This is a genomic window from Enterococcus sp. 12C11_DIV0727, from assembly GCF_002148425.2.
GTDB lineage: Bacteria > Bacillota > Bacilli > Lactobacillales > Enterococcaceae > Enterococcus_L > Enterococcus_L lemimoniae.
Genome location: NZ_CP147248.1, coordinates 213,237 through 230,989, shown reverse-complemented (window position 1 = coordinate 230,989; position 17,753 = coordinate 213,237). Strand labels below are relative to the sequence as shown.

At 37.1% G+C, this 17,753-nt stretch carries 20 protein-coding genes and 1 riboswitch; of the genes, 7 read left to right on the top strand and 13 right to left on the bottom strand.

Translation table 11 applies throughout. The annotated features are described in order from the left end of the window. Positions 1-77: 77 nt before the first annotated feature. The gene (gene rimP / locus A5866_RS01145; RefSeq protein ID WP_086281557.1) at positions 78-551 is read right to left on the bottom strand and encodes a ribosome maturation factor RimP; all 474 of its coding nucleotides are present in this window, start codon (positions 549-551) and stop codon (positions 78-80) included. Positions 552-881: 330 nt separating this feature from the next. On the opposite strand from rimP, the gene rnhC reads away from it, so the two are divergent. The 3 genes from rnhC to A5866_RS01130 all read left to right on the top strand — a co-directional run bounded on the left by rnhC (position 882) and on the right by A5866_RS01130 (position 4,872). Beyond that, on the top strand, positions 882-1,811 hold the full coding sequence (gene rnhC / locus A5866_RS01140) for a ribonuclease HIII (RefSeq protein ID WP_086444613.1): 930 nt from the start codon (positions 882-884) through the stop codon (positions 1,809-1,811). A gap of 255 nt (positions 1,812-2,066) precedes the next feature. Then, positions 2,067-2,236, top strand: a riboswitch (M-box (ykoK) riboswitch). 276 nt (positions 2,237-2,512) lie between these two features. After that, positions 2,513-3,694, top strand: coding sequence for an FtsW/RodA/SpoVE family cell cycle protein (locus tag A5866_RS01135; RefSeq protein WP_086281561.1), 1,182 nt, complete (start codon positions 2,513-2,515; stop codon positions 3,692-3,694). Continuing rightward, a complete protein-coding gene (locus A5866_RS01130) occupies positions 3,691-4,872 on the top strand; it encodes an FtsW/RodA/SpoVE family cell cycle protein (RefSeq protein ID WP_086281563.1) in 1,182 nt (393 codons plus the stop codon). Before A5866_RS01135 ends, A5866_RS01130 begins: the two co-directional genes overlap by 4 nt. 73 nt (positions 4,873-4,945) lie before the next feature. Here the strand turns inward: A5866_RS01130 and A5866_RS01125 are convergent, their stop codons facing one another. From A5866_RS01125 to A5866_RS01110, 4 genes are all read right to left on the bottom strand, one after another. Continuing rightward, positions 4,946-5,731: a hypothetical protein gene (locus tag A5866_RS01125; protein ID WP_086444614.1), complete on the bottom strand. Its 786-nt coding sequence runs from the start codon at positions 5,729-5,731 to the stop codon at positions 4,946-4,948. A 369-nt stretch (positions 5,732-6,100) separates the two neighbouring features. Next, the gene (locus A5866_RS01120; RefSeq protein ID WP_010760984.1) at positions 6,101-6,409 is read right to left on the bottom strand and encodes a DUF1292 domain-containing protein; all 309 of its coding nucleotides are present in this window, start codon (positions 6,407-6,409) and stop codon (positions 6,101-6,103) included. A 45-nt stretch (positions 6,410-6,454) separates the two neighbouring features. After that, on the bottom strand, positions 6,455-6,883 hold the full coding sequence (ruvX, locus tag A5866_RS01115) for a Holliday junction resolvase RuvX (RefSeq protein ID WP_086281568.1): 429 nt from the start codon (positions 6,881-6,883) through the stop codon (positions 6,455-6,457). Next, positions 6,880-7,149, bottom strand: a complete 270-nt coding sequence (locus tag A5866_RS01110) for an IreB family regulatory phosphoprotein (protein WP_010760982.1) — start codon at positions 7,147-7,149, stop codon at positions 6,880-6,882. Before A5866_RS01110 ends, ruvX begins: the two co-directional genes overlap by 4 nt. Before the next feature lie 255 nt (positions 7,150-7,404). Between A5866_RS01110 and A5866_RS01105 the strand changes: the two genes are divergently transcribed. Beyond that, complete coding sequence (locus A5866_RS01105; protein WP_086444615.1) at positions 7,405-8,025, top strand: class I SAM-dependent methyltransferase; 621 nt, start codon at positions 7,405-7,407, stop codon at positions 8,023-8,025. A 36-nt stretch (positions 8,026-8,061) separates the two neighbouring features. Here A5866_RS01105 and argF read toward each other — a convergent pair whose 3' ends face one another. From argF to A5866_RS01075, 6 genes are all read right to left on the bottom strand, one after another. Then, positions 8,062-8,997: an ornithine carbamoyltransferase gene (gene argF, locus A5866_RS01100; RefSeq protein WP_086281572.1), complete on the bottom strand. Its 936-nt coding sequence runs from the start codon at positions 8,995-8,997 to the stop codon at positions 8,062-8,064. 29 nt (positions 8,998-9,026) lie between these two features. Further along, positions 9,027-10,178 (bottom strand): acetylornithine transaminase, encoded by a 1,152-nt coding sequence (locus A5866_RS01095; RefSeq protein WP_086281574.1) that lies wholly within the window; start codon positions 10,176-10,178, stop codon positions 9,027-9,029. Beyond that, positions 10,175-10,927, bottom strand: a complete 753-nt coding sequence (gene argB, locus A5866_RS01090; RefSeq protein WP_086281576.1) for an acetylglutamate kinase — start codon at positions 10,925-10,927, stop codon at positions 10,175-10,177. Before argB ends, A5866_RS01095 begins: the two co-directional genes overlap by 4 nt. A 52-nt stretch (positions 10,928-10,979) precedes the next feature. Further along, positions 10,980-12,011 carry an N-acetyl-gamma-glutamyl-phosphate reductase gene (gene argC / locus A5866_RS01085; protein WP_086444616.1) on the bottom strand — a complete coding sequence of 344 codons (1,032 nt, stop codon included), beginning with the start codon at positions 12,009-12,011 and terminating at the stop codon, positions 10,980-10,982. A 179-nt stretch (positions 12,012-12,190) separates the two neighbouring features. Beyond that, positions 12,191-12,580: a GyrI-like domain-containing protein gene (locus A5866_RS01080; protein ID WP_086281581.1), complete on the bottom strand. Its 390-nt coding sequence runs from the start codon at positions 12,578-12,580 to the stop codon at positions 12,191-12,193. Between the two features lie 79 nt (positions 12,581-12,659). Next, positions 12,660-13,358, bottom strand: a complete 699-nt coding sequence (locus A5866_RS01075) for a DUF554 domain-containing protein (RefSeq protein ID WP_086281583.1) — start codon at positions 13,356-13,358, stop codon at positions 12,660-12,662. A 215-nt stretch (positions 13,359-13,573) separates the two neighbouring features. Between A5866_RS01075 and A5866_RS01070 the strand changes: the two genes are divergently transcribed. The 3 genes from A5866_RS01070 (at position 13,574) to A5866_RS01060 (ending at position 15,372) form a co-directional block, all read left to right on the top strand. Beyond that, the gene (locus A5866_RS01070) at positions 13,574-14,326 is read left to right on the top strand and encodes a threonine/serine exporter family protein (RefSeq protein ID WP_086281585.1); all 753 of its coding nucleotides are present in this window, start codon (positions 13,574-13,576) and stop codon (positions 14,324-14,326) included. A gap of 56 nt (positions 14,327-14,382) precedes the next feature. Next, positions 14,383-14,859, top strand: coding sequence for a threonine/serine exporter family protein (locus tag A5866_RS01065; RefSeq protein ID WP_086281588.1), 477 nt, complete (start codon positions 14,383-14,385; stop codon positions 14,857-14,859). Positions 14,860-14,940: 81 nt separating this feature from the next. After that, entirely contained in the window at positions 14,941-15,372 is a 432-nt protein-coding gene (locus A5866_RS01060) for a GNAT family N-acetyltransferase (protein ID WP_086281590.1), read from the top strand. A gap of 161 nt (positions 15,373-15,533) precedes the next feature. Here the strand turns inward: A5866_RS01060 and A5866_RS01055 are convergent, their stop codons facing one another. Then, a complete protein-coding gene (locus A5866_RS01055; protein WP_086281592.1) occupies positions 15,534-16,376 on the bottom strand; it encodes a TIGR03943 family putative permease subunit in 843 nt (280 codons plus the stop codon). 13 nt (positions 16,377-16,389) lie between these two features. Beyond that, positions 16,390-17,292 (bottom strand): permease, encoded by a 903-nt coding sequence (locus A5866_RS01050; protein ID WP_086444617.1) that lies wholly within the window; start codon positions 17,290-17,292, stop codon positions 16,390-16,392. Positions 17,293-17,753: the final 461 nt, after the last annotated feature.

The window sequence follows — 17,753 nt, the reverse complement described above, 5'->3', positions numbered from 1 at the left end:
AGCTGGTCAACTTGAACGCTGAACCTTGCTTCCTTTGATAGGCAAAAACCGGAAAGTTCTGCTTTATTTTTTCTTAATTAAAACTGAATTGCTAAACGAGCTTTTGCAATGTTTTTTCGTTCAAATGTATAGTCTTTGACTCTTGTTTTGATTTTGACTGTTAAGGTCAACTGATCTTTATCAACGGTTTTCAAGATACCTTCAAATTGCTTTTCACCATCAATTGTTTGATAAAGTGAAACATGGATAAATTCTCCAACTGCTTTTTCATAGTCGCTTTCTTTCTTCAACGGACGTTCAGCTCCCGGAGAGGACACTTCCAGAAAATATGCTTGCGGAATCGGATCAGGATCCATAGCGTCAAGTTTTTCGTCTAGTTGCTCACTAACAAGTGCACAGTCTAAGATATCGATCCCGCCTTCTTTATCAATAAAGACACGGAGAAACCAGTCTCTTCCTTCCTTGACAAACTCTACTTCTACAAGTTCAAAATTTTGTTTTTCTAAGATCGGCGTGACTAACTCGGTAACAGTTTCCACAACACTACTCAAAATTTTCGCCTCCTTCGAGATTTATATAACGTACTAGTTTTTTAGAAATCCTAATTCATGCAACTAGACAATCAGAAATGACATATAGCAACCTTTTATCACACGTCTCGCCTATGTTACTCCATTAAAAAGAGTGAGCAGAAATCCGCTCACTCAAACTAGTATCATTACTTATAATGTATTCTACCATAGATCTTCGGGAAACTCAAATATACGTTATTAAAACGCGATTAATCTCGATACATTTTTTACTTTTCACCAAAGAATCCTACTTCACTTTTTTATTCTTTTGCTTTACTATAGATAAGAAGATTCGAAAGGAGCACCACTATGTCCCAAACTCAGGTAATCAAAGTAACCAAAGATACAATAAAAAAAATGAACTCATTCTACGAGAAACATCGTTTAAATCGACACGTTCCTTACTCTGACTTTGTTGCCAAAGTTGGCAACACAACGATTACAGCCTATACTTCTGGCAAAATTGTCTTTCAAGGTCCAGATGCTGAGAAAATAGCTGCTAAATGGGGGCAGCCTACTCAAAGCAAACAGTCAGCTTCACCTTCCAAAAAAAGCAGTACACTTCCGGCAAATTTCAGTCAGCTTTCTGTTTTAGGGAGTGATGAAGTTGGTAATGGTAGTTATTTTGGACCGGTCACTGTTTGTGCGGCCTATGTCGATAAAACCATGGTGACAAAATTAAAAGCTCTTGGCGTAAGAGACTCAAAAGAGCTTACTGATCCTCAAATCGTTCAGTTATCATCTGTTATTAAAGAGTTGATTCCTTACAAACTTCTGATCGTAGAGCCAGAAAAATACAATCAAATCCAACCAAAATACAATGCAGTCCATATGAAAGTTGCCTTGCATAATCAGGCAATCCACTTACTCTTAAATGAGCTTGCACCGACGAAACCAGAAGCAATCTTGATCGATCAATTTACGCCAGAAGCAAACTACAAAAAATATGTACGAAATGAACAAAATCAAGTCAGTGAGAAGCTTTATTTTATCACTAAAGGGGAACAATACCATGTGGCGGTAGCAGCGGCCTCGATCATCAGTCGTGCGGCGTTTTTAGAGGAATTAGATAAAGAATCAAAAGAATTAGGCATGAAAGTCCCATCAGGAGCTGGAGCAACTTCGGATAAAGTGGCCGCAAACGTTTTGGCTAAAGGTGGTATGGAATTATTAAGTAAATATGTAAAACTTCACTTTGCTAATACAGAAAAAGCAAAAAAAATTGCTGCCAAAAGATAAAAACAACCCAAGACAGACTAGAAATCTATCTTGGGTTGTTTTTATCTTATTTACGTTGTAGCTATGTCATTTATCATTTTAAGATTAAGAAAATATAAAGTTAGTCATTAAATAGCAACGAGCAATCAAGCAAACAAGAACAGCCAGATTCCCGTCAAATCAAAATACATGTTGCTCTTTACTTCTATACTTATAAAAAAATTAACCTTTACCCAATTGACTTCTCCTTAAATATTCACTATATTTAAGGCGATCTAAATAACTTGTTAGGTGAGGCTCCTATGAAAACACAGGCTACTGCTCAAAAATGTCGAAAGACAGGAATGGGTAGGACAGGAATTGTCGAATTAAGGCTTTTCACAAAGTAGCTAAAAGCTCTGCTTTTTACGTTTCATAGTGCTAAAACTCAACGATGAGAATGATGAGAAAGCTCTATTTGTGCTGAAATCAATCCCCCTTCGCTGAGTTATTTAAGCGAAGTTTTTTTGTTTTGATAAATAGTGACAGTGTATTCTATAGGTTTTGGGGGTGAAACTAGGTTGGAATAAAGGAAATTCGAGCAAGCTACTCTATTTTTCTTTATCAAGTAAGTAAGACACTTCATTGTTTACAGCAGAAAAAACTTTTTTAACGACATCTAAGTCGATTCCTAATGCACACTTTATTTGATGATCAATAAAATGATTAGCGAGGAATAAAAAATGAATCAACCAAAACGTTTATCCAAATTACATTATTTAGACTTTTACATCCTAACCCCATACTTTATTCTTTGTATTATCGGGATTTTAATGGTTTACAGTTCTAGCTCTTATCACTTATTAGACAGCAATCTTGGAACAGCTAGCAAAGCCATCAAACAAACAACTTACTTTCTTTTTAGTTTAATTTGTATGGCATTTGTTTATCGAATCAATTTAAATGTCTTTCGCAAGCCAAGTATTATCAGCCTTTTACTTGTATTGACCTTCTTAACGTTAGTGACCTTACCACTGATTGGTACTAGCGTTGGCGGCGCTAAACGTTGGATCAACTTAGGAGTGCTATTATTTCAACCCTCCGAGTTAGTTCCACTAATACTGATTCTTTATGTTGCAGCTCACCTTGCGAAAAATGATCGTTTAGTTCCCTTTTCATTCAAAAACCATCAGCGTTCACTATTGATTTGCTGCTTCTTCATGTTGCTAGTCGCACTTCAACCTAATATCGCCGGGGCATCCATGATTTTTATTTTGGTTTCAGTTTTGTTTTTATCAAGCGGTCTTTCTCCGTTGTTTATGTCACTTTCCCTACTTGGTTTTGTCGTAATAAAACGCTTGGGAACCGTCCTTTTGCTTTCCATTCCAACTGACTGGATGCCTGAAAAATTCAGTTATTTAGTTACTCGTTTTGAGGTCATGCAAAATCCTTTTATCGATCCAACGGGTAAAGGTTTTCAAACATCCAACGCTTACTACGCAATGCATAATGGCGGTTTCTGGGGACGTGGTCTTGGCAACAGCATTCAAAAAAAAGGCTATTTGCCCGCAGCAGATACAGACTTTATCTTTGCAATTTGTATTGAAGAGCTGGGATTAATTTTTTCTTTGGGGATTTTATTTTTAGTTTTCTTCATCGCCGCTCGCTTGTTCCTTTTAGCTATAAAATCAAAAAATCTTTATTATTCTTACCTTTATATTGGTTGTGGCACCTTGATTTGCCTTCAAGTTGCTGTAAATGTCGGTAGTCTTTTAGGCTATATTCCAATGACGGGACTGACTTTTCCTTTTATTAGTTATGGTGGATCTAGCTTGCTGATTCTGAGTACGACACTAGGCATTGCGTTAAACGCCCGAGGCTCAGAAATTCGAGAATGGGATCGCCAACGAGGAGAAAACGTATGAGAAAAACAATCGCTAAAACTAACGAACCCGTAAACTACGCCCTCCTCTTACCCGTTTTTCTTTTGATACTCATTGGTTTTGTTGCACAGTATGGCGCGTTCTATGCTGATCCGACTGTTGAATCTATTGCTCCATTATTGAAAAAGCAGCTTTTATGGACTATTTTAGGAATCGGGACAATGTTTGTTACGATGATTATCCCCATAAAATATTTATGGAAATTAACACCCATTTTTTATGGTTTATCGCTGTTTTTATCAGGATTGCTTATAAAATTTCATGACCCAGTTATGGCTGCTGCCACCGGAACCAAACGTTGGCTCAGATTGGGCCCAGTTTCGTTTCAACCATCAGAATTTATGAAGCTTGGCTATATTTTGATGTTAGCCTACATCGTGACAAGAAGAAGACAACATCCTGCAAGCTCCTCTAGTTTAAAAGAAGATTTTCGCTTACTGGGTGAATTATTTTTGGTTAGTTTGCCCGTTTTGGCTTTGATGTTTTATCAAAAAGATTTTGGAACTAGTTTAGTTTTTATATCCATTTTTCTCGGCATCGTGCTGGTTTCCGGCTGTTCTTGGAAAATTTTGAGTGTTGGCTTTGGTCTGATAGGAATACTTGGCGTCAGCGGTATTTTATTGGTGTTGACTGAAAGAGGGCAACGGATTCTTTCGTTCTTACATTTCAAACCGTACCAATTTAATCGAATTCACGCCTGGCTCAATCCTTTTGAATATGCGGATTCTATTTCATTTCAGCAAGCACGAGGTTTGACCGCTATTGGTTCAGGTGAGCTGTTCGGAAAAGGACTGACAAACTTGCAGATTTATGTACCTGTGCGAGAATCAGATATGATTTTCACTGTAATTGGGGAAGCTTTTGGTTTCGTCGGTACTTGTGTGTTGATTTTATTATTCTTCTATCTGATTTATCAGATGTTGATCTGTACATTACATGCAAAACGTGAATTTTATGCCTATATTACCACTGGTGTTATTATGTATTTTTTATTTCATATTCTTGAAAATATCGGTTCCAATATTGGTTTACTACCACTGACTGGGATTCCTTTACCTTTTATTAGTCAGGGGGGAACTGCTTATTTGGCTAATTTTATTGGGATTGGTTTGATTCTTTCGATGTATTATCAGAAAGAAAAAAATGAAATTGAGCCGTGATGACAATATAAAGAGCTGAAACGCTATACAGCATTTCAGCTCTTTATCTATAGAAACAAACGTGGACAATCATTTACTTCTGATTTATTTGTTTATTTTTCAATGTCTCAATCAATTCTCTTGCCTCTTTAAGGGTAGTTGCTCTGGGGTCAGTTGATGGATTGTCTTCCCGAATTGTATTGCCACTTTCATCTTGAACAACCGCTGCTGGTTCCCCATTGTCAGGTCCGCTAATAAAACTATAGCCATCATTCTCTTGAACTGCCAATACTTTAAACTCATTATCCTCAAACCCTGGTTCCCTTTTAAACAATTCGAAGTCGCCAGTTTTTTCTACTTGTTCTTTTATTTTTTGTAAAGTAAAATTACTTTCACTTTTATTGGTTGTTGGCTTTTCATCGGTAGTATTCTTTATTTTTTTGTATTCCATTGGCTTACTTAACCCTGTCATTTCAGGATTAGTGGTTCCTCGATTAAGAATAATCGTTCCGTCTGTTTTCAAATCGATCATGTAGGCCATTTCATCCTTTTTATTTTCAAATCTAAAATAGATGCTATTTTTTTCTACTTTTTTTTCAGTAAATTTTGTCACTGTCTCATCCTCGCCAGCATATTGAATCGTTATACCAGCATCATTCTGTTTGATCGTCACTTCGTCGCCTTTCCCTGCTTCATCTAAACATTCCCACAGTCCAACAAGAGAAGCATATTCCCTTTTGGAAGTACGTACTTGTTCTTGTTCAGAAGTAGTCATCCCAGTATTTGATGAATCCATAGAAGACGTATTCTTTTTATCCAAAGAACACCCTGTTAGTGTAACTACTAATAATGTACTGGAGAAAATAATCATTTTTTTCATAGCTAAACCCCTTTTTTTAATATATCAAGTAATTCATAGACCCTTTTTTCTATTTGCAATCCTTTGCTTAAGTGAAATAATTTCAGCTCGCTCAGCTAAAGTACAGCCGTTTAATCCATAAGACATAGTAAGTGCTTGATAATGTATATTAGCATCTTTTCTGCTTGAATTAGATTTTCAAAATCGCTTTTCTAACTTAGATATTTTCTTATTCAGTTTAGCATATGCTAGGGAAAATATAAATATGAGAAAACGATTAAAGGTAATGACAACTATCTATGATTGCTTCTGGAAAGTTCTTTTTTAGAATAGTCGGTAAAATAAAAAGAGCTGAATCTACAAGATGCAGACTCAGCTCTTTATTAAACTCTATTCTTCTTCTTCCGCCATGAATGTATTGAAAACTTCTTCAATCATATCCCATTCAGCGTCTGTTTCGATTTGTTGTAATTCGCCTTCTGTTCCTTCGTTGTTTTCGATGTAAGCATAGGCTTGTAATTCAACATCTTCTTCTTCTGGAACACCTGCTGGGTAAAGAAGTACGTAATTTTTACCGAATTCTTCTTGTCCATCAACTGTTAAAAGGATTTCGTATAGTGTTTCGTTTCCTTGTTCATCAACTAACGTGATGTGCTCATGTCCTTCGTGGTCATGATCGTGGTTATGCTCTTCTGCCATTGTTATGCTCTCCTTTTATCTGACACTTGTTTTCTAACAAGTCGTTTAAATTTTATTGCCAGCGCCATCTAGATAATTTTGTAAAATCATGACAGCAGCTACTTTATCGATTACTTTTTTTCTTTTCGCTCGAGAAGTATTGGCTTGTTCAACTAACATACGTTCTGCCTGAACCGTTGTTAAACGCTCATCTTGATAGGTAACAGGGATTTGAAACAGCTCTTCGATCTTTTTTCCATAAGCCATTGAAGCTTCTGCTCTTGGTCCGATCGTATTGTTCATATTTTTTGGTAATCCCACCACAAAGCGAGTCACTTCATATTCTTTAACTAATTCTGCTAACCGTTCGAAGCCGAATTCTTCCTGCTCTTCATTGATCCGAATGATCTCAACACCTTGAGCTGTCCAGCCAAATGGATCACTAACAGCGATTCCTACAGTCTTTGACCCAACATCAAGTCCCATTACTCTCATCGAATAGTGATTCCGTGATCAGATAAGTAATATTTAACCAGCTCTTCCATGATCTCATCTCGTTCGTGACGACGAATCAAATTTCGAGCGTCTTGATAACGAGGAATGTAGGCCGGGTCTCCAGAAAGCAAATAGCCCACAATCTGATTGATCGGATTATATCCTTTTTCCTCTAGAGCCTTGTATACAGTAGCCAGAGTCTCACTTACTTCCTTCTTACGACTGTCATCAAAATCAAAACGTACAGTTTCATCTGTAAAACCCATTTATCTACACCTCACTTTTATTCTATTCATACAGTTTCATTCTACTAAAAACAAGGCAAAACTACAAACAAAACTTAACATTTTCTGCTATATATTAAAGATTTCCTTTAATTTTAACAGAATTGGATGATTATTCAGCAAATAAAAGTATTTTTACTGTAATTTTAGGTAAAATAATCGCGGTTCTTTTCTAACGACTGTTTTTTTATTGTATACTATTTTAAAGTGCTAAAGATAAAATAAAGGAGTTTTCTCATGTTTCTCAATATCAGTATTGTAATCGTCGTGTTATTAATCTGTCTATTTGGACTTTTATTGAAGCAATCGAAAAAACCAACTGGGGTTTTAGGTATTTTGATGATGCGACTTTGGAATGCCGTTTATCTGCCTTTAGTGAAGTGGACAATGAATCGCGTGGAGTTAGCCGATCATTCGATTATTTTGGACATCGGTGTAGGGAATGGTCGTTCAAGCGCATATCTGCTTAACCAAAAGAAGGCATTAACTGTCACTGGAATTGATTTTTCTGAAGCCGCAATTTCTCAAGCAATCAAGAAATACTCGGGTGGAGCGATCCACTTTAAAACAATGGATGTTCACAAACTTGCATTTAGCTCCGAAACGTTCGATCTAGTCACCGCATTCCAAACACATTTTCACTGGGATGATTTAGACCAAGCTCTCCATGAAATCCATCGTGTTCTTAAAGTAGATGGAATGATCGTATTTGCTTGTGAGACAGCCAAAATCAGTTACTTTTTACCAGAGTTAAAAAAAAATGTCGATTTTCAAGCTTATATGTCAAGTTTAGGCTTTTCAATTGTTAATCACGAAACAACAGATCAATGGACTATGTTTAGTTTTAAAAAAAAATGATGCAAAACGAATCTATCGCTTTGCATCATTTCACTTTTATAAATTAGTCATCACTTTAACTAGCAAAGCCTTCTGGGCATGCAAACGGTTTGCGGCTTCTTGATAAATTGCAGAATGGGTTCCATCAATGATATCAGCTGCTACTTCTTCACCTCTATGAGCAGGTAAACAATGGAGAAATAAGTAATCTTTTTTCGCTTGAACAGCTAACCGATTATTAACTTGGAATGACTTAAAGATCGCTTCACGCTCTTTTTGTTCTGACTCATCCCCCATGCTTGCCCAAACATCTGTCACTAAAACATCAGCATTTTTGGCTGCTTGCTCTGGGTCTGTTAAAATCTCTATGTTACTACCGCTTAGCTGGGCATTTTTTTTAGCTAACGCTACATATTCTGCCTTGGGTTCATAGCCCTTAGGTGTTGCAATCGTCACATCCATCCCAACTAAGCTACCACCAATTAAAAATGAATGGGCCATATTATTCCCATCCCCTATATAAGTTAATTTAAGCCCTGCCAACTTGCCTTTTTGTTCGTAAATGGTTTGAAAGTCTGCTAAGATCTGACACGGATGATGATCGTCAGTCAAGCCATTGATTACTGGAACCGAGGCTTCTGCAGCAAGTTCGGCAACCATTTGATCTGAAAAAGTGCGAATCATGATCGCATCCACATAACTAGACATAACATTTGCCGTATCTTTGATCGGTTCCCCTCGGCCCATTTGCGTGCTTTTTGAATCTAGAATAATCGCTTGTCCGCCAAGTTGAATCATTCCTGATTCAAAAGAAACCCGCGTTCGAGTACTATTTTTTTCAAAGATCATCGCCAAAATCTTCCCTGCTAACACACCTCGGTAGGCTTCTGGCTTCGCTTTTATTGCCACAGCGAGTTCGATGATTGACAAAAATTCTGCTTTAGTCAACTCAGTTAAATTTAAAATACTTTTGCCGTACAATGAATTTATCATTTACTATTCTCCTTTTTCGATAGAGTTATTTATGAAGCTGAGTTATTGAACACGTTAGCGATTATGCTCAACCCTTGATCGATTTCTTCTTTTGTGATCGTTAATGGAGGCAGGAGACGCAACACAGTTTGACCTGCTTTTAATGCAAGTAAGCCTTCTGATTCTAATTGATCTAATACTTGTTTTAACGTATTTTGATTGACTAACTCAATACCGAACATTAGACCTTTCCCACGCACCGCTATAATCTGCTGATTTTTTTCGGCGATTTTCGTTAAACCAGAATATAATTGTGCTCCTTTTGTTTGAACTGACTGAAGAAAATCAGGCTGATTAATCCGCGTCACAACATGGCTTGCCACACTCATGGCTAACTTGTTACCACCGAAAGTGGAACCGTGACTACCCGGTCCAAAAAATTCTGCTAAGATAGTCTTACCTAGCATTGCACCGACGGGGATTCCATTACCCAATCCTTTGGCTAAAGTAAAAATATCTGGTTCAATCTGATACTGCTCATAAGCATATAAAGTGCCTGTCCGACCAATTCCAGTTTGAATTTCATCAATGATTAATAAAGCGCCAAACTCATGACAAAGGGCCTGAACAGACTGAACCCATGACGCCTTTGCAGGTACGACGCCCCCTTCGCCTTGAATCAATTCCAACATAACAGCTGCTGTTTGCTGATTGATTTCTGCTTTTAAAGGCTCAAGCTCGTTAAAGGGTAAATAAACAAAATCAGGTACTAATGGTTCAAATCCAGCATGAATATTGGCTTGACCTGTTGCACTCATTGCACCATATGTTCGACCATGAAAAGAATTTGTAAAGGTTATGATCTTACTTCTGCCAGTTGCCTTGCGAGCTAGTTTGATTGCGGCTTCATTCGCCTCTGCCCCACTATTACAAAAGTAGCTGACATACTCTTTGTTGTTCGCTAATTGTTCAGCGGTCTGCTCTTGAAGCTGATTCTCATATAAGTTAGGCGTATGCCATAAAAGACTAGCTTGATTTTGCAAGACTTGATTCAACTCAGGATCATTATACCCCAAATTCATCACACCAATACCACTAGTAAAATCAAGATACTTTTTCCCAGAGCGATCAGTCAGTGTATTTTGAGCTCCTTTGATCAGCTCTAGCTCTTTTCTTTGATAATTTGGAAATAAGTAACTCATGCAAAAACCTCCTTTGACTTGATAATGGTCCCCGCATGTTGAAGTTGGTTTGTGATATGAACTTCCTTTACGCCGCCTTTGATAGCTGTGACCGCACTTTCTAATTTTGGCAACATCCCGCCTTTGATAATATTGGCTGTTTTTAATTTTGGGACGTCACTTGTGGTAATTTCCTTTAACCAGTGATTTTCTTTTTTCACACCGGGTACATCTGTTAATAAGTACAATTTTTCTGCCTGTAACTCTTCGGCTACTTTACAGGCGACATGATCAGCATTGATATTTAGCCATTCTCCTGTTTCTGTTAAACCTAAAGGAGCAATGATCGGAATATGTTTTGTCTCAAGTAAATGTTCTAACAATTCAGTATCTACTTGTGTGACCTCCCCAACCGCTCCTAATGTATTTTTATCTAGAAATGTTCCGGTAATGATTTGACCGCAAGAAGCATTTAAACCAACTACAGAAAATCCTTCTTGTTGAAAGTGTGTTGTGATCATCGGCTGAACTTGACCAATCAAAACCATTTGCGTAATCTTTAGCGTTTCTTCCGTTGTGATCCGTAACCCATCTTGGATCATCACCGGCACATTCAAACGCTGCATCATCTCAGAAATATAATGTCCGCCACCATGGACGATCACTATTTTTCTTCCTGTTTTTTGCCAATGTTCGACCTGTTCAAAAAATGATTTTGTTAAGTTATCACTGGCTACTCCACCCATTTTTATAACAATGACCTTCTTCATGCTTGTCGCTCCCTCTTTTTTTACTCGTGCATACTAGTTAAAATCAACCTTTTTATGGATAAATCGGCAAAAGATCTAAGCCGCAACGTTCATCAAACCCTGCAAAAATATTTAAATTCTGAATGGCTTGTCCGGCTGCCCCTTTTCCTAAATTATCAATCACCGTTACAATCGTGACCATCTTGGTTTGCGGATTATAGGCAAGACCAATATCACAATAATTTGAGCCGATCACTTGTCTTAGAACTGGATATTGGCCAACTGCTTGGATTCGTACAAAAGGGCTATTTTCAAAATGCGTGCCATACAAATCAACTAATTCCTCGTCAGAAATCGGTTCGTTCAATTTGGCATACGTGGTTAAAAATATTCCTCGCGTCACTGGAATCAAGGATGTTGAGAACTGGATTACTTCAAGTGTGGGCGCCCATTTCTTTAATTGCTGAACAATTTCAGGAATATGTTGGTGGCTATTCATTTTGTATATTGTCATATTGTCGTGGGCTTCAGAAAAATGAGTTATTTGCGATAATCCTTTACCCGCACCTGAAACGCCTGATTTTCCATCGATCACGATCGAATCTACATCAAGTTTATTTTCTTTCAATAAAGGCGCTAAAGATAATTCTGCTGCAGTCGCATAACAGCCTGGGTTAGCGATCCATTTTGCTTGAGGGTTATCTCGATATTCTGCCAAACCATAATCAAATTTTTGCAGCAGATCTAGCGGTGCCGCAGAGGAACCATACCAAGTCTCATAGGCATCCAGTTCTTTCAAACGAAAATCACCTGATAAATCAATCACTGGAAAATCTGCCTTAATAAACGGTAGAGCCAATTCCTTGGAAATACCTGATGGGGTTGCAAAAAAGACTAAATCACTTTTATTCATGATTTTTTCCGGATTGATTTCTTCTAAAGGTAAAGAAATAAGTTGTTTCAAATGTGGATTAATAGCCTCTAATGATTTTTTATTCATCGAATGACTATGGATAGAAATAACCTCGACAGCTGGATGCTGTCTAAGATAGCGCAATAGCTCTAACCCGCTATAACCTGTTACACCAATAATTGAGACCTTCATTTACTTCACTTCTTTTCCTTTTAGTTTTTTTAAGGGGTACTGTTTTTCATATTATAAGTTTTCTGATTATACAAGTCAATGGTTTTTTATTAATTTATTCAACCAAAATAAATAAATATACATTTGTGCAAATAAAAAAATCAGGAATAACGTGAAATTCGTCATCCTGATTTTTCTATTTATACAGAAAGGTAAATCACGATCGTCCCATCTGCTTTATAATGTTCAGCATCACTTTTGTAGGTCCGCTGCTTTTCTAAGGCTTCATCTTCCCAAATTTTCTGCCAAGCCCTTCCTACACCTTCTGGACTTGCAACCTCTACTGGGATTTCAACATAAGTTCCAGCTTGAATGATAGTCGTCTCTGGAAATTCAGCTTGCTCACTTCCAACTAACAAATCATAATCACCTTTAAAATTACTTTCATAGTTTGAATAAACTGCATAAAAATCTCCAACTAAATGCATCGCAGGTACCTTGTTCCACAACGCAATGATTTCATCTAAACGGTGATTATTTGTGCGGATTTTGTTGCCTTTAATTGTTTTTTCAGTTAATTGAACGGTCATTTTTATCACTCCATCTAATTTATAAAATGAGCATAACACAAGAAAGATGACAACTGTCTGTCATCATTTTTATCCATTTTTAAAAATAAAACTGTAACGTAATGATCCCAATCAAAATGAGCAGTCCTGGTAAATAATTGGAGACTCTAATTTTGGTGATTTCCATAATATTCAAGCTAATGCCCACAATCATTAACCCACCAATCGCACTAATTTCTCCCATCAATAAATCTAGCAGTTCTTTTGGAATATAACGCATCATAACACTTGCAAATAAGGCGATAATTCCTTGATACAAAAAAACAGGGACCGCAGAAAAAAGAACCCCTACGCCTAATGTAGCTGTCAGCATGATCGACATAAAACCATCCATCACAGCTTTTGTAAAAAGCGTTTGATGATTATTTGCTACACCACTTTCAATTGCACCAATAATTCCCATCGAACCAATTAAAAAGATCAACGAAGCAGTCACAAATCCATCAGCAAAATTACTTCCTGGTTTGGCAAAACGTTTTTCCAGTTTCAACCCAAACTCATTCATCTTATTTTCGATACCTAACGCTTCTCCTACCATTGCACCTATACACAAACTAATCAAAATCACGATAAATGAAGATGTTTTAAAGGCCATCTGAATACCTAAAACTAATACACCTAGACCGATTCCTTTCGTTACAGTATCTTTCATTTTCTCTGAGATATTTCGTAGAATAGCTCCTAATAAACTCCCAAATACAATCGCTAACCCATTGATCAAAGACCCCAATAAAATCATTTATTCATCCCCATCATCCTAATTTTTCATACTTTTTTCTATTATACGATAAGTAAGCTTAAAGTGATAATAAATTTTATTACGGATAGACAGTCGATTATTTGTGCAGAATGATTGATAAATATGGATCTTTTTACTGTTCCATGCTGTTTTTTCTAGTTACAATCAACTATACTAAGTTTAGATAAGATAGAACTTAAAAGTGAGGAAAATAAATGGCGACAATAGATACAGAAAAAGTCTTAGAAACTTGCTTACTGGCAGGAAAAATCATGCTGGAAAGCGATGCGGAAATGTATCGGGTTGAAGATACTATGAGTCGTATTGCATTAGCGTCAGGTGATTATCGCTTAGTCAGCTACGTTACTCAAACTGGGCTTTTCGTAGGATTAGACGGCACTTCTACAATTCGGATGGTTCAAATTTTAAATCGCTCGATCAATCTAGAAAAAGTCTCTACAATCAACCAACTATCAAGAGAATATGTAACAGGCGTTTTCACACTAGATGAACTTTTAGAAAAACTAAAAACCTTAGAGCAAGAACGAAAATTTTTCCCTTTATGGATGAGATTCGTCAGTGCAGCTGTAGTCAGTGGAACAATTATGATTTTGTTTGGCGGCGTTTGGGCTGATTTGTTTTTAACTTGTTTGATCGGAGGATTAGGCTATAGTCTTTATTACTTCAGCTTAAAAGTCTTAAGGATCAAATTTCTTTCAGAGTTTTTAGCAGCCTTTTTTATTGGCTGTGCGGCTCTTTTAAGCAGCCAAAGTGGATTAGGTGTTAATCAAGATATGATTATTATCGGCTGTGTTATGCCCCTTGTCCCAGGGGTTCAAATGACCAATGCCTTGCGAGATCTTTTAGCAGGTCATTATCTTTCCGGTGTTTCCAGAGGGACTGAAGCCATGATGACAGCTTCTATGATCGGATTCGCGATTGCCTTTGTCTTTCAATTATTTTACTAGAAACTTAATTTACGGAAATAGTCCCTCTTATTTTATAAGAATTCGGAGGTTTTGATATGATTCATTTACTGGTTCAGTTTTCATTTAGTTTTTTAGCATCAGCAGCCTATGCCATTATTACAAATGTTCCCAGACGCTCGCTGATTGCTTGTGGTTTATCAGGAGCATCGGGTTGGATGTTCTATTGGTTTTCTGTTCAATTAGGCGCTACTGCCGCTTTAGGTTCCTTACTCGGAGCATTGAGTGTGGCGGCTGTTAGTTTTGTCTGTTCACGGCTCCTCAAGCTACCTGTTACGATTTTCAATATTCCCGGAATGGTTCCTTTAGTGCCTGGTGGTCTTGCTTATCAGGCCGTCCGCAATTTAGTTATTGGCAACTACGAAACAGCTGCTTATTCTGCGGTACAAGCGGTTATGATCGCTGGGGCAATTGCATTAGGGTTAGTATTATCTGAGGTTTTGAATCATAATATCAGAAACTTTAGAGAAAAACGAGAGCTCGTAGGTTTAATTAGAAAAAAAGAAGAAAAATAACATTTGATAATAAAGCAGGAGGTGGCTTGATGAGTGCGTTAATTGTTCTTTCGTTATGATAAAACAGAAAGGATAAGAAGAATGATCACAAAAATAGAGAATTTAACTACGAATGAATTGGAAGAAATTTTAACGATTTGGCTAGCAGCAAATCAGGAGGCCCACCCTTTTATCCCAAGTGCTTATTGGCAAGACCATTTTGCTGAGGTAAAAGAAGCATTACCTTTAGCCGAGCTCTACGTCCATCGTGATAAGGATAAAATCACAGGTTTTGTAGGGATCAGTGAAACCTATATTGCCGGCATTTTTGTACAACATGACTATCGTAATCAAGGCATTGGCCAAAAGCTTTTGAATGAGTCAAAAAATGCTCATAGTACGCTAACCCTTTCAGTCTATGCTAAAAATCAACCGGCCTATAATTTTTATCTAAAGCACGACTTTCAATTGGTGAACGAACAACTAGATGATACGACAGGTGAGCTAGAATACCAGCTTATTTGGGAAAAATAGATAAGTTTGCAACAAAAGTCAGTTCTCTTTTTGTTAAACGCGCTGATCTCGAATAAACGGTAAAAGCAGAAGCAACAATAAGCCAACATTCACAAAAATTGGTAAAACAATTTTCATGAATGCTGGCTTATTTTTCTGTCCTAAACGTTTCTGGATCAACCTTAAAATGATCGATAAACATATTGATTTTTTGGTTTTTCAACTTGTTTGACTTTTGTAACATCTACAACAGGAATGTCTCGTTTAAAGGGGGCATAGTACCCAGAATGAATGGTTCCAGTCAATTCTACCCAGTCATTATTTTTAAAGGTCTGGCCTTCTGGCATATGAGTCAGTAACCCAAACACTCCAGAATCTGCAACGCAATGAATGATTCCAAATCGGAACACAAACACATCAGACTGCTCTTTTTTCGTCGAGTTAAACGCAAATCCTTTATAGCTAATTGTTTTTCCAATAAATTCACTTGGATAATTATAGATCAGTTCCATCACTTCTAAATAATTTTCTTCAGTTACAGTGACATGATCGTCTTTAATATACCTCGTTAGCGCTTGTTTCATTTGCTTATCATAATCTGTTTTATCAAAATAAATGCTCGTATCTGGTTTTAAATATTGTGTCTCAACATCTGGATCACCGACCGATTCTTTACTCAAGGGGAAATTAAAGCCTTTTGCTTCAACAATCGACGTATCCAAGCTAACTGTTGGAAATAAAAATCCGACTATTAAAGGTAACACCAGTAATATATAGGCAATCCCACGTTGATAAGGTTTATTTAAACCATGATCGTGTTCATCATGGTGGTGATGCTCATGCGGCTTTTGATCCGCTTCTTTATTCCATAAAATCAGCTGCACGATTGCGAGCACAAAAGAAAGCACCATCGATAAAATAGCTAAATAACGATAATGGACGTTTATATATTGATTCAATCTACCTGAAACTTGTAGATACATCATTAATGTAGTATAACCCACTAAAATCAAAAATCTGATCATCTTGCTTCCCTCCTCAAATCGCTAGTGCATACAGACTGACTACGACTGTTACGATCCCAACAAATTTTAACATAAACGACGTTTTAAAATAGCGTTTCATCATCAACAGATTTTTGATATCCACCATTGGACCAAAAACCAAGAACCCGACAACTGGACCATTTCCAAATAAACTTAATAGAGAAGAACCAATAAACGCATCTGCTTCTGAACACAATGACAACGTAGCTGCTAACACAAGCATAACCAGAATCGCTAAAAGCTTAGTATGGCCTAACTGTAAAATCGCACCGGTTGGTAAATAAGTCTGCATAGCTGCCGCTAACAGAGAACCAAAAATCAAATAACGCCCTGTATCAAAAAATTCATCTATTCCGTGTGTCAACACCGACCAACACTTATGCCAAAAACCTTCTGTTTCATGATGATGCTCTGTTTCTTCTATCCTACAAGCCGCAATTTCTGTTTGTTGTAGAATCGGTTCCTTATTGATATAAGCCAACCAAACACCAACAACTAATGCTACCAGCATACTACCAAGAACCCGCCAAATCACAAATTTAAAGGAATTCCCAAAGGCGATATAGGTTGAAAAAAGCACAATTGGATTAATGATCGGTGCTGTGATCATAAACGCAAAAGCTGTATAAGTCGGCACATCTTTTTTCACAAACTGATGAACGATTGGTACAATACCACACTCACAAGAAGGAAAAAAGAACCCCAGTAGACTCCCAACAATGATCGATAAAAATTTATTTTTAGGTAATAACTTTTTAACTCTGTCTGGCGTTAAAAATACATATAAAGTGCCCGATATGACACAACCTAACATCACAAACGGTAAAGCTTCGATCACGATCGACAAAAAAATAGTACCCATTTGTAAAACTGAATGAGGTAAAAACTGAAACATCAAATTCCTCCTAACAATAAAAGCGTAGTGGGCTCATTCAGTCTCGACTGAAAAATAGGAAAATATGTTGTGGCGTTCCTTGCCACACACAGATTTTATCTTTTTTCCGAGATACTAGCCCACGCAGCTAGATAATCATAAAAGCGAAGCGAGCTCATCCAGCCTTGACAGAAAAATAGGAAAAATTGACTGTGACGCTTTTTGTCACATTCTATTTTTATCTTTTTTCCGAAAGGCTAGCTCGTGTAGCTAGATAATATATGGTAACAACGTTCCACTTCGTTTCACCTTGTACTTTTCAACATCAGTTCATTTTATTCACTGTGTTTCAAAGCAAAAGCGAAGCGAGCTCGTTCAGCCTTGTCTGAAAAACAGCCACCACTGCATCTTTCATAATGGATTTTTCACATTCAAAAATATAGTTAACTATACTGCAGCCATTTAAAAAAAACAAGCCAAGA

Coding starts and splice junctions, on each gene's coding strand:
- rnhC (WP_086444613.1), top strand. CDS start 882: ATGTCCCAAACTCAGGTAATCAAAGTAACCAAAGATACAATAAAAAAA.
- A5866_RS01135 (WP_086281561.1), top strand. CDS start 2,513: ATGAATCAACCAAAACGTTTATCCAAATTACATTATTTAGACTTTTAC.
- A5866_RS01130 (WP_086281563.1), top strand. CDS start 3,691: ATGAGAAAAACAATCGCTAAAACTAACGAACCCGTAAACTACGCCCTC.
- A5866_RS01125 (WP_086444614.1), bottom strand. CDS start 5,731: ATGAAAAAAATGATTATTTTCTCCAGTACATTATTAGTAGTTACACTA.
- A5866_RS01120 (WP_010760984.1), bottom strand. CDS start 6,409: ATGGCAGAAGAGCATAACCACGATCATGACCACGAAGGACATGAGCAC.
- ruvX (WP_086281568.1), bottom strand. CDS start 6,883: ATGAGAGTAATGGGACTTGATGTTGGGTCAAAGACTGTAGGAATCGCT.
- A5866_RS01110 (WP_010760982.1), bottom strand. CDS start 7,149: ATGGGTTTTACAGATGAAACTGTACGTTTTGATTTTGATGACAGTCGT.
- A5866_RS01105 (WP_086444615.1), top strand. CDS start 7,405: ATGTTTCTCAATATCAGTATTGTAATCGTCGTGTTATTAATCTGTCTA.
- argF (WP_086281572.1), bottom strand. CDS start 8,997: ATGATAAATTCATTGTACGGCAAAAGTATTTTAAATTTAACTGAGTTG.
- A5866_RS01095 (WP_086281574.1), bottom strand. CDS start 10,178: ATGAGTTACTTATTTCCAAATTATCAAAGAAAAGAGCTAGAGCTGATC.
- argB (WP_086281576.1), bottom strand. CDS start 10,927: ATGAAGAAGGTCATTGTTATAAAAATGGGTGGAGTAGCCAGTGATAAC.
- argC (WP_086444616.1), bottom strand. CDS start 12,011: ATGAAGGTCTCAATTATTGGTGTAACAGGTTATAGCGGGTTAGAGCTA.
- A5866_RS01080 (WP_086281581.1), bottom strand. CDS start 12,580: ATGACCGTTCAATTAACTGAAAAAACAATTAAAGGCAACAAAATCCGC.
- A5866_RS01075 (WP_086281583.1), bottom strand. CDS start 13,358: ATGATTTTATTGGGGTCTTTGATCAATGGGTTAGCGATTGTATTTGGG.
- A5866_RS01070 (WP_086281585.1), top strand. CDS start 13,574: ATGGCGACAATAGATACAGAAAAAGTCTTAGAAACTTGCTTACTGGCA.
- A5866_RS01065 (WP_086281588.1), top strand. CDS start 14,383: ATGATTCATTTACTGGTTCAGTTTTCATTTAGTTTTTTAGCATCAGCA.
- A5866_RS01060 (WP_086281590.1), top strand. CDS start 14,941: ATGATCACAAAAATAGAGAATTTAACTACGAATGAATTGGAAGAAATT.
- A5866_RS01055 (WP_086281592.1), bottom strand. CDS start 16,376: ATGATCAGATTTTTGATTTTAGTGGGTTATACTACATTAATGATGTAT.
- A5866_RS01050 (WP_086444617.1), bottom strand. CDS start 17,292: ATGTTTCAGTTTTTACCTCATTCAGTTTTACAAATGGGTACTATTTTT.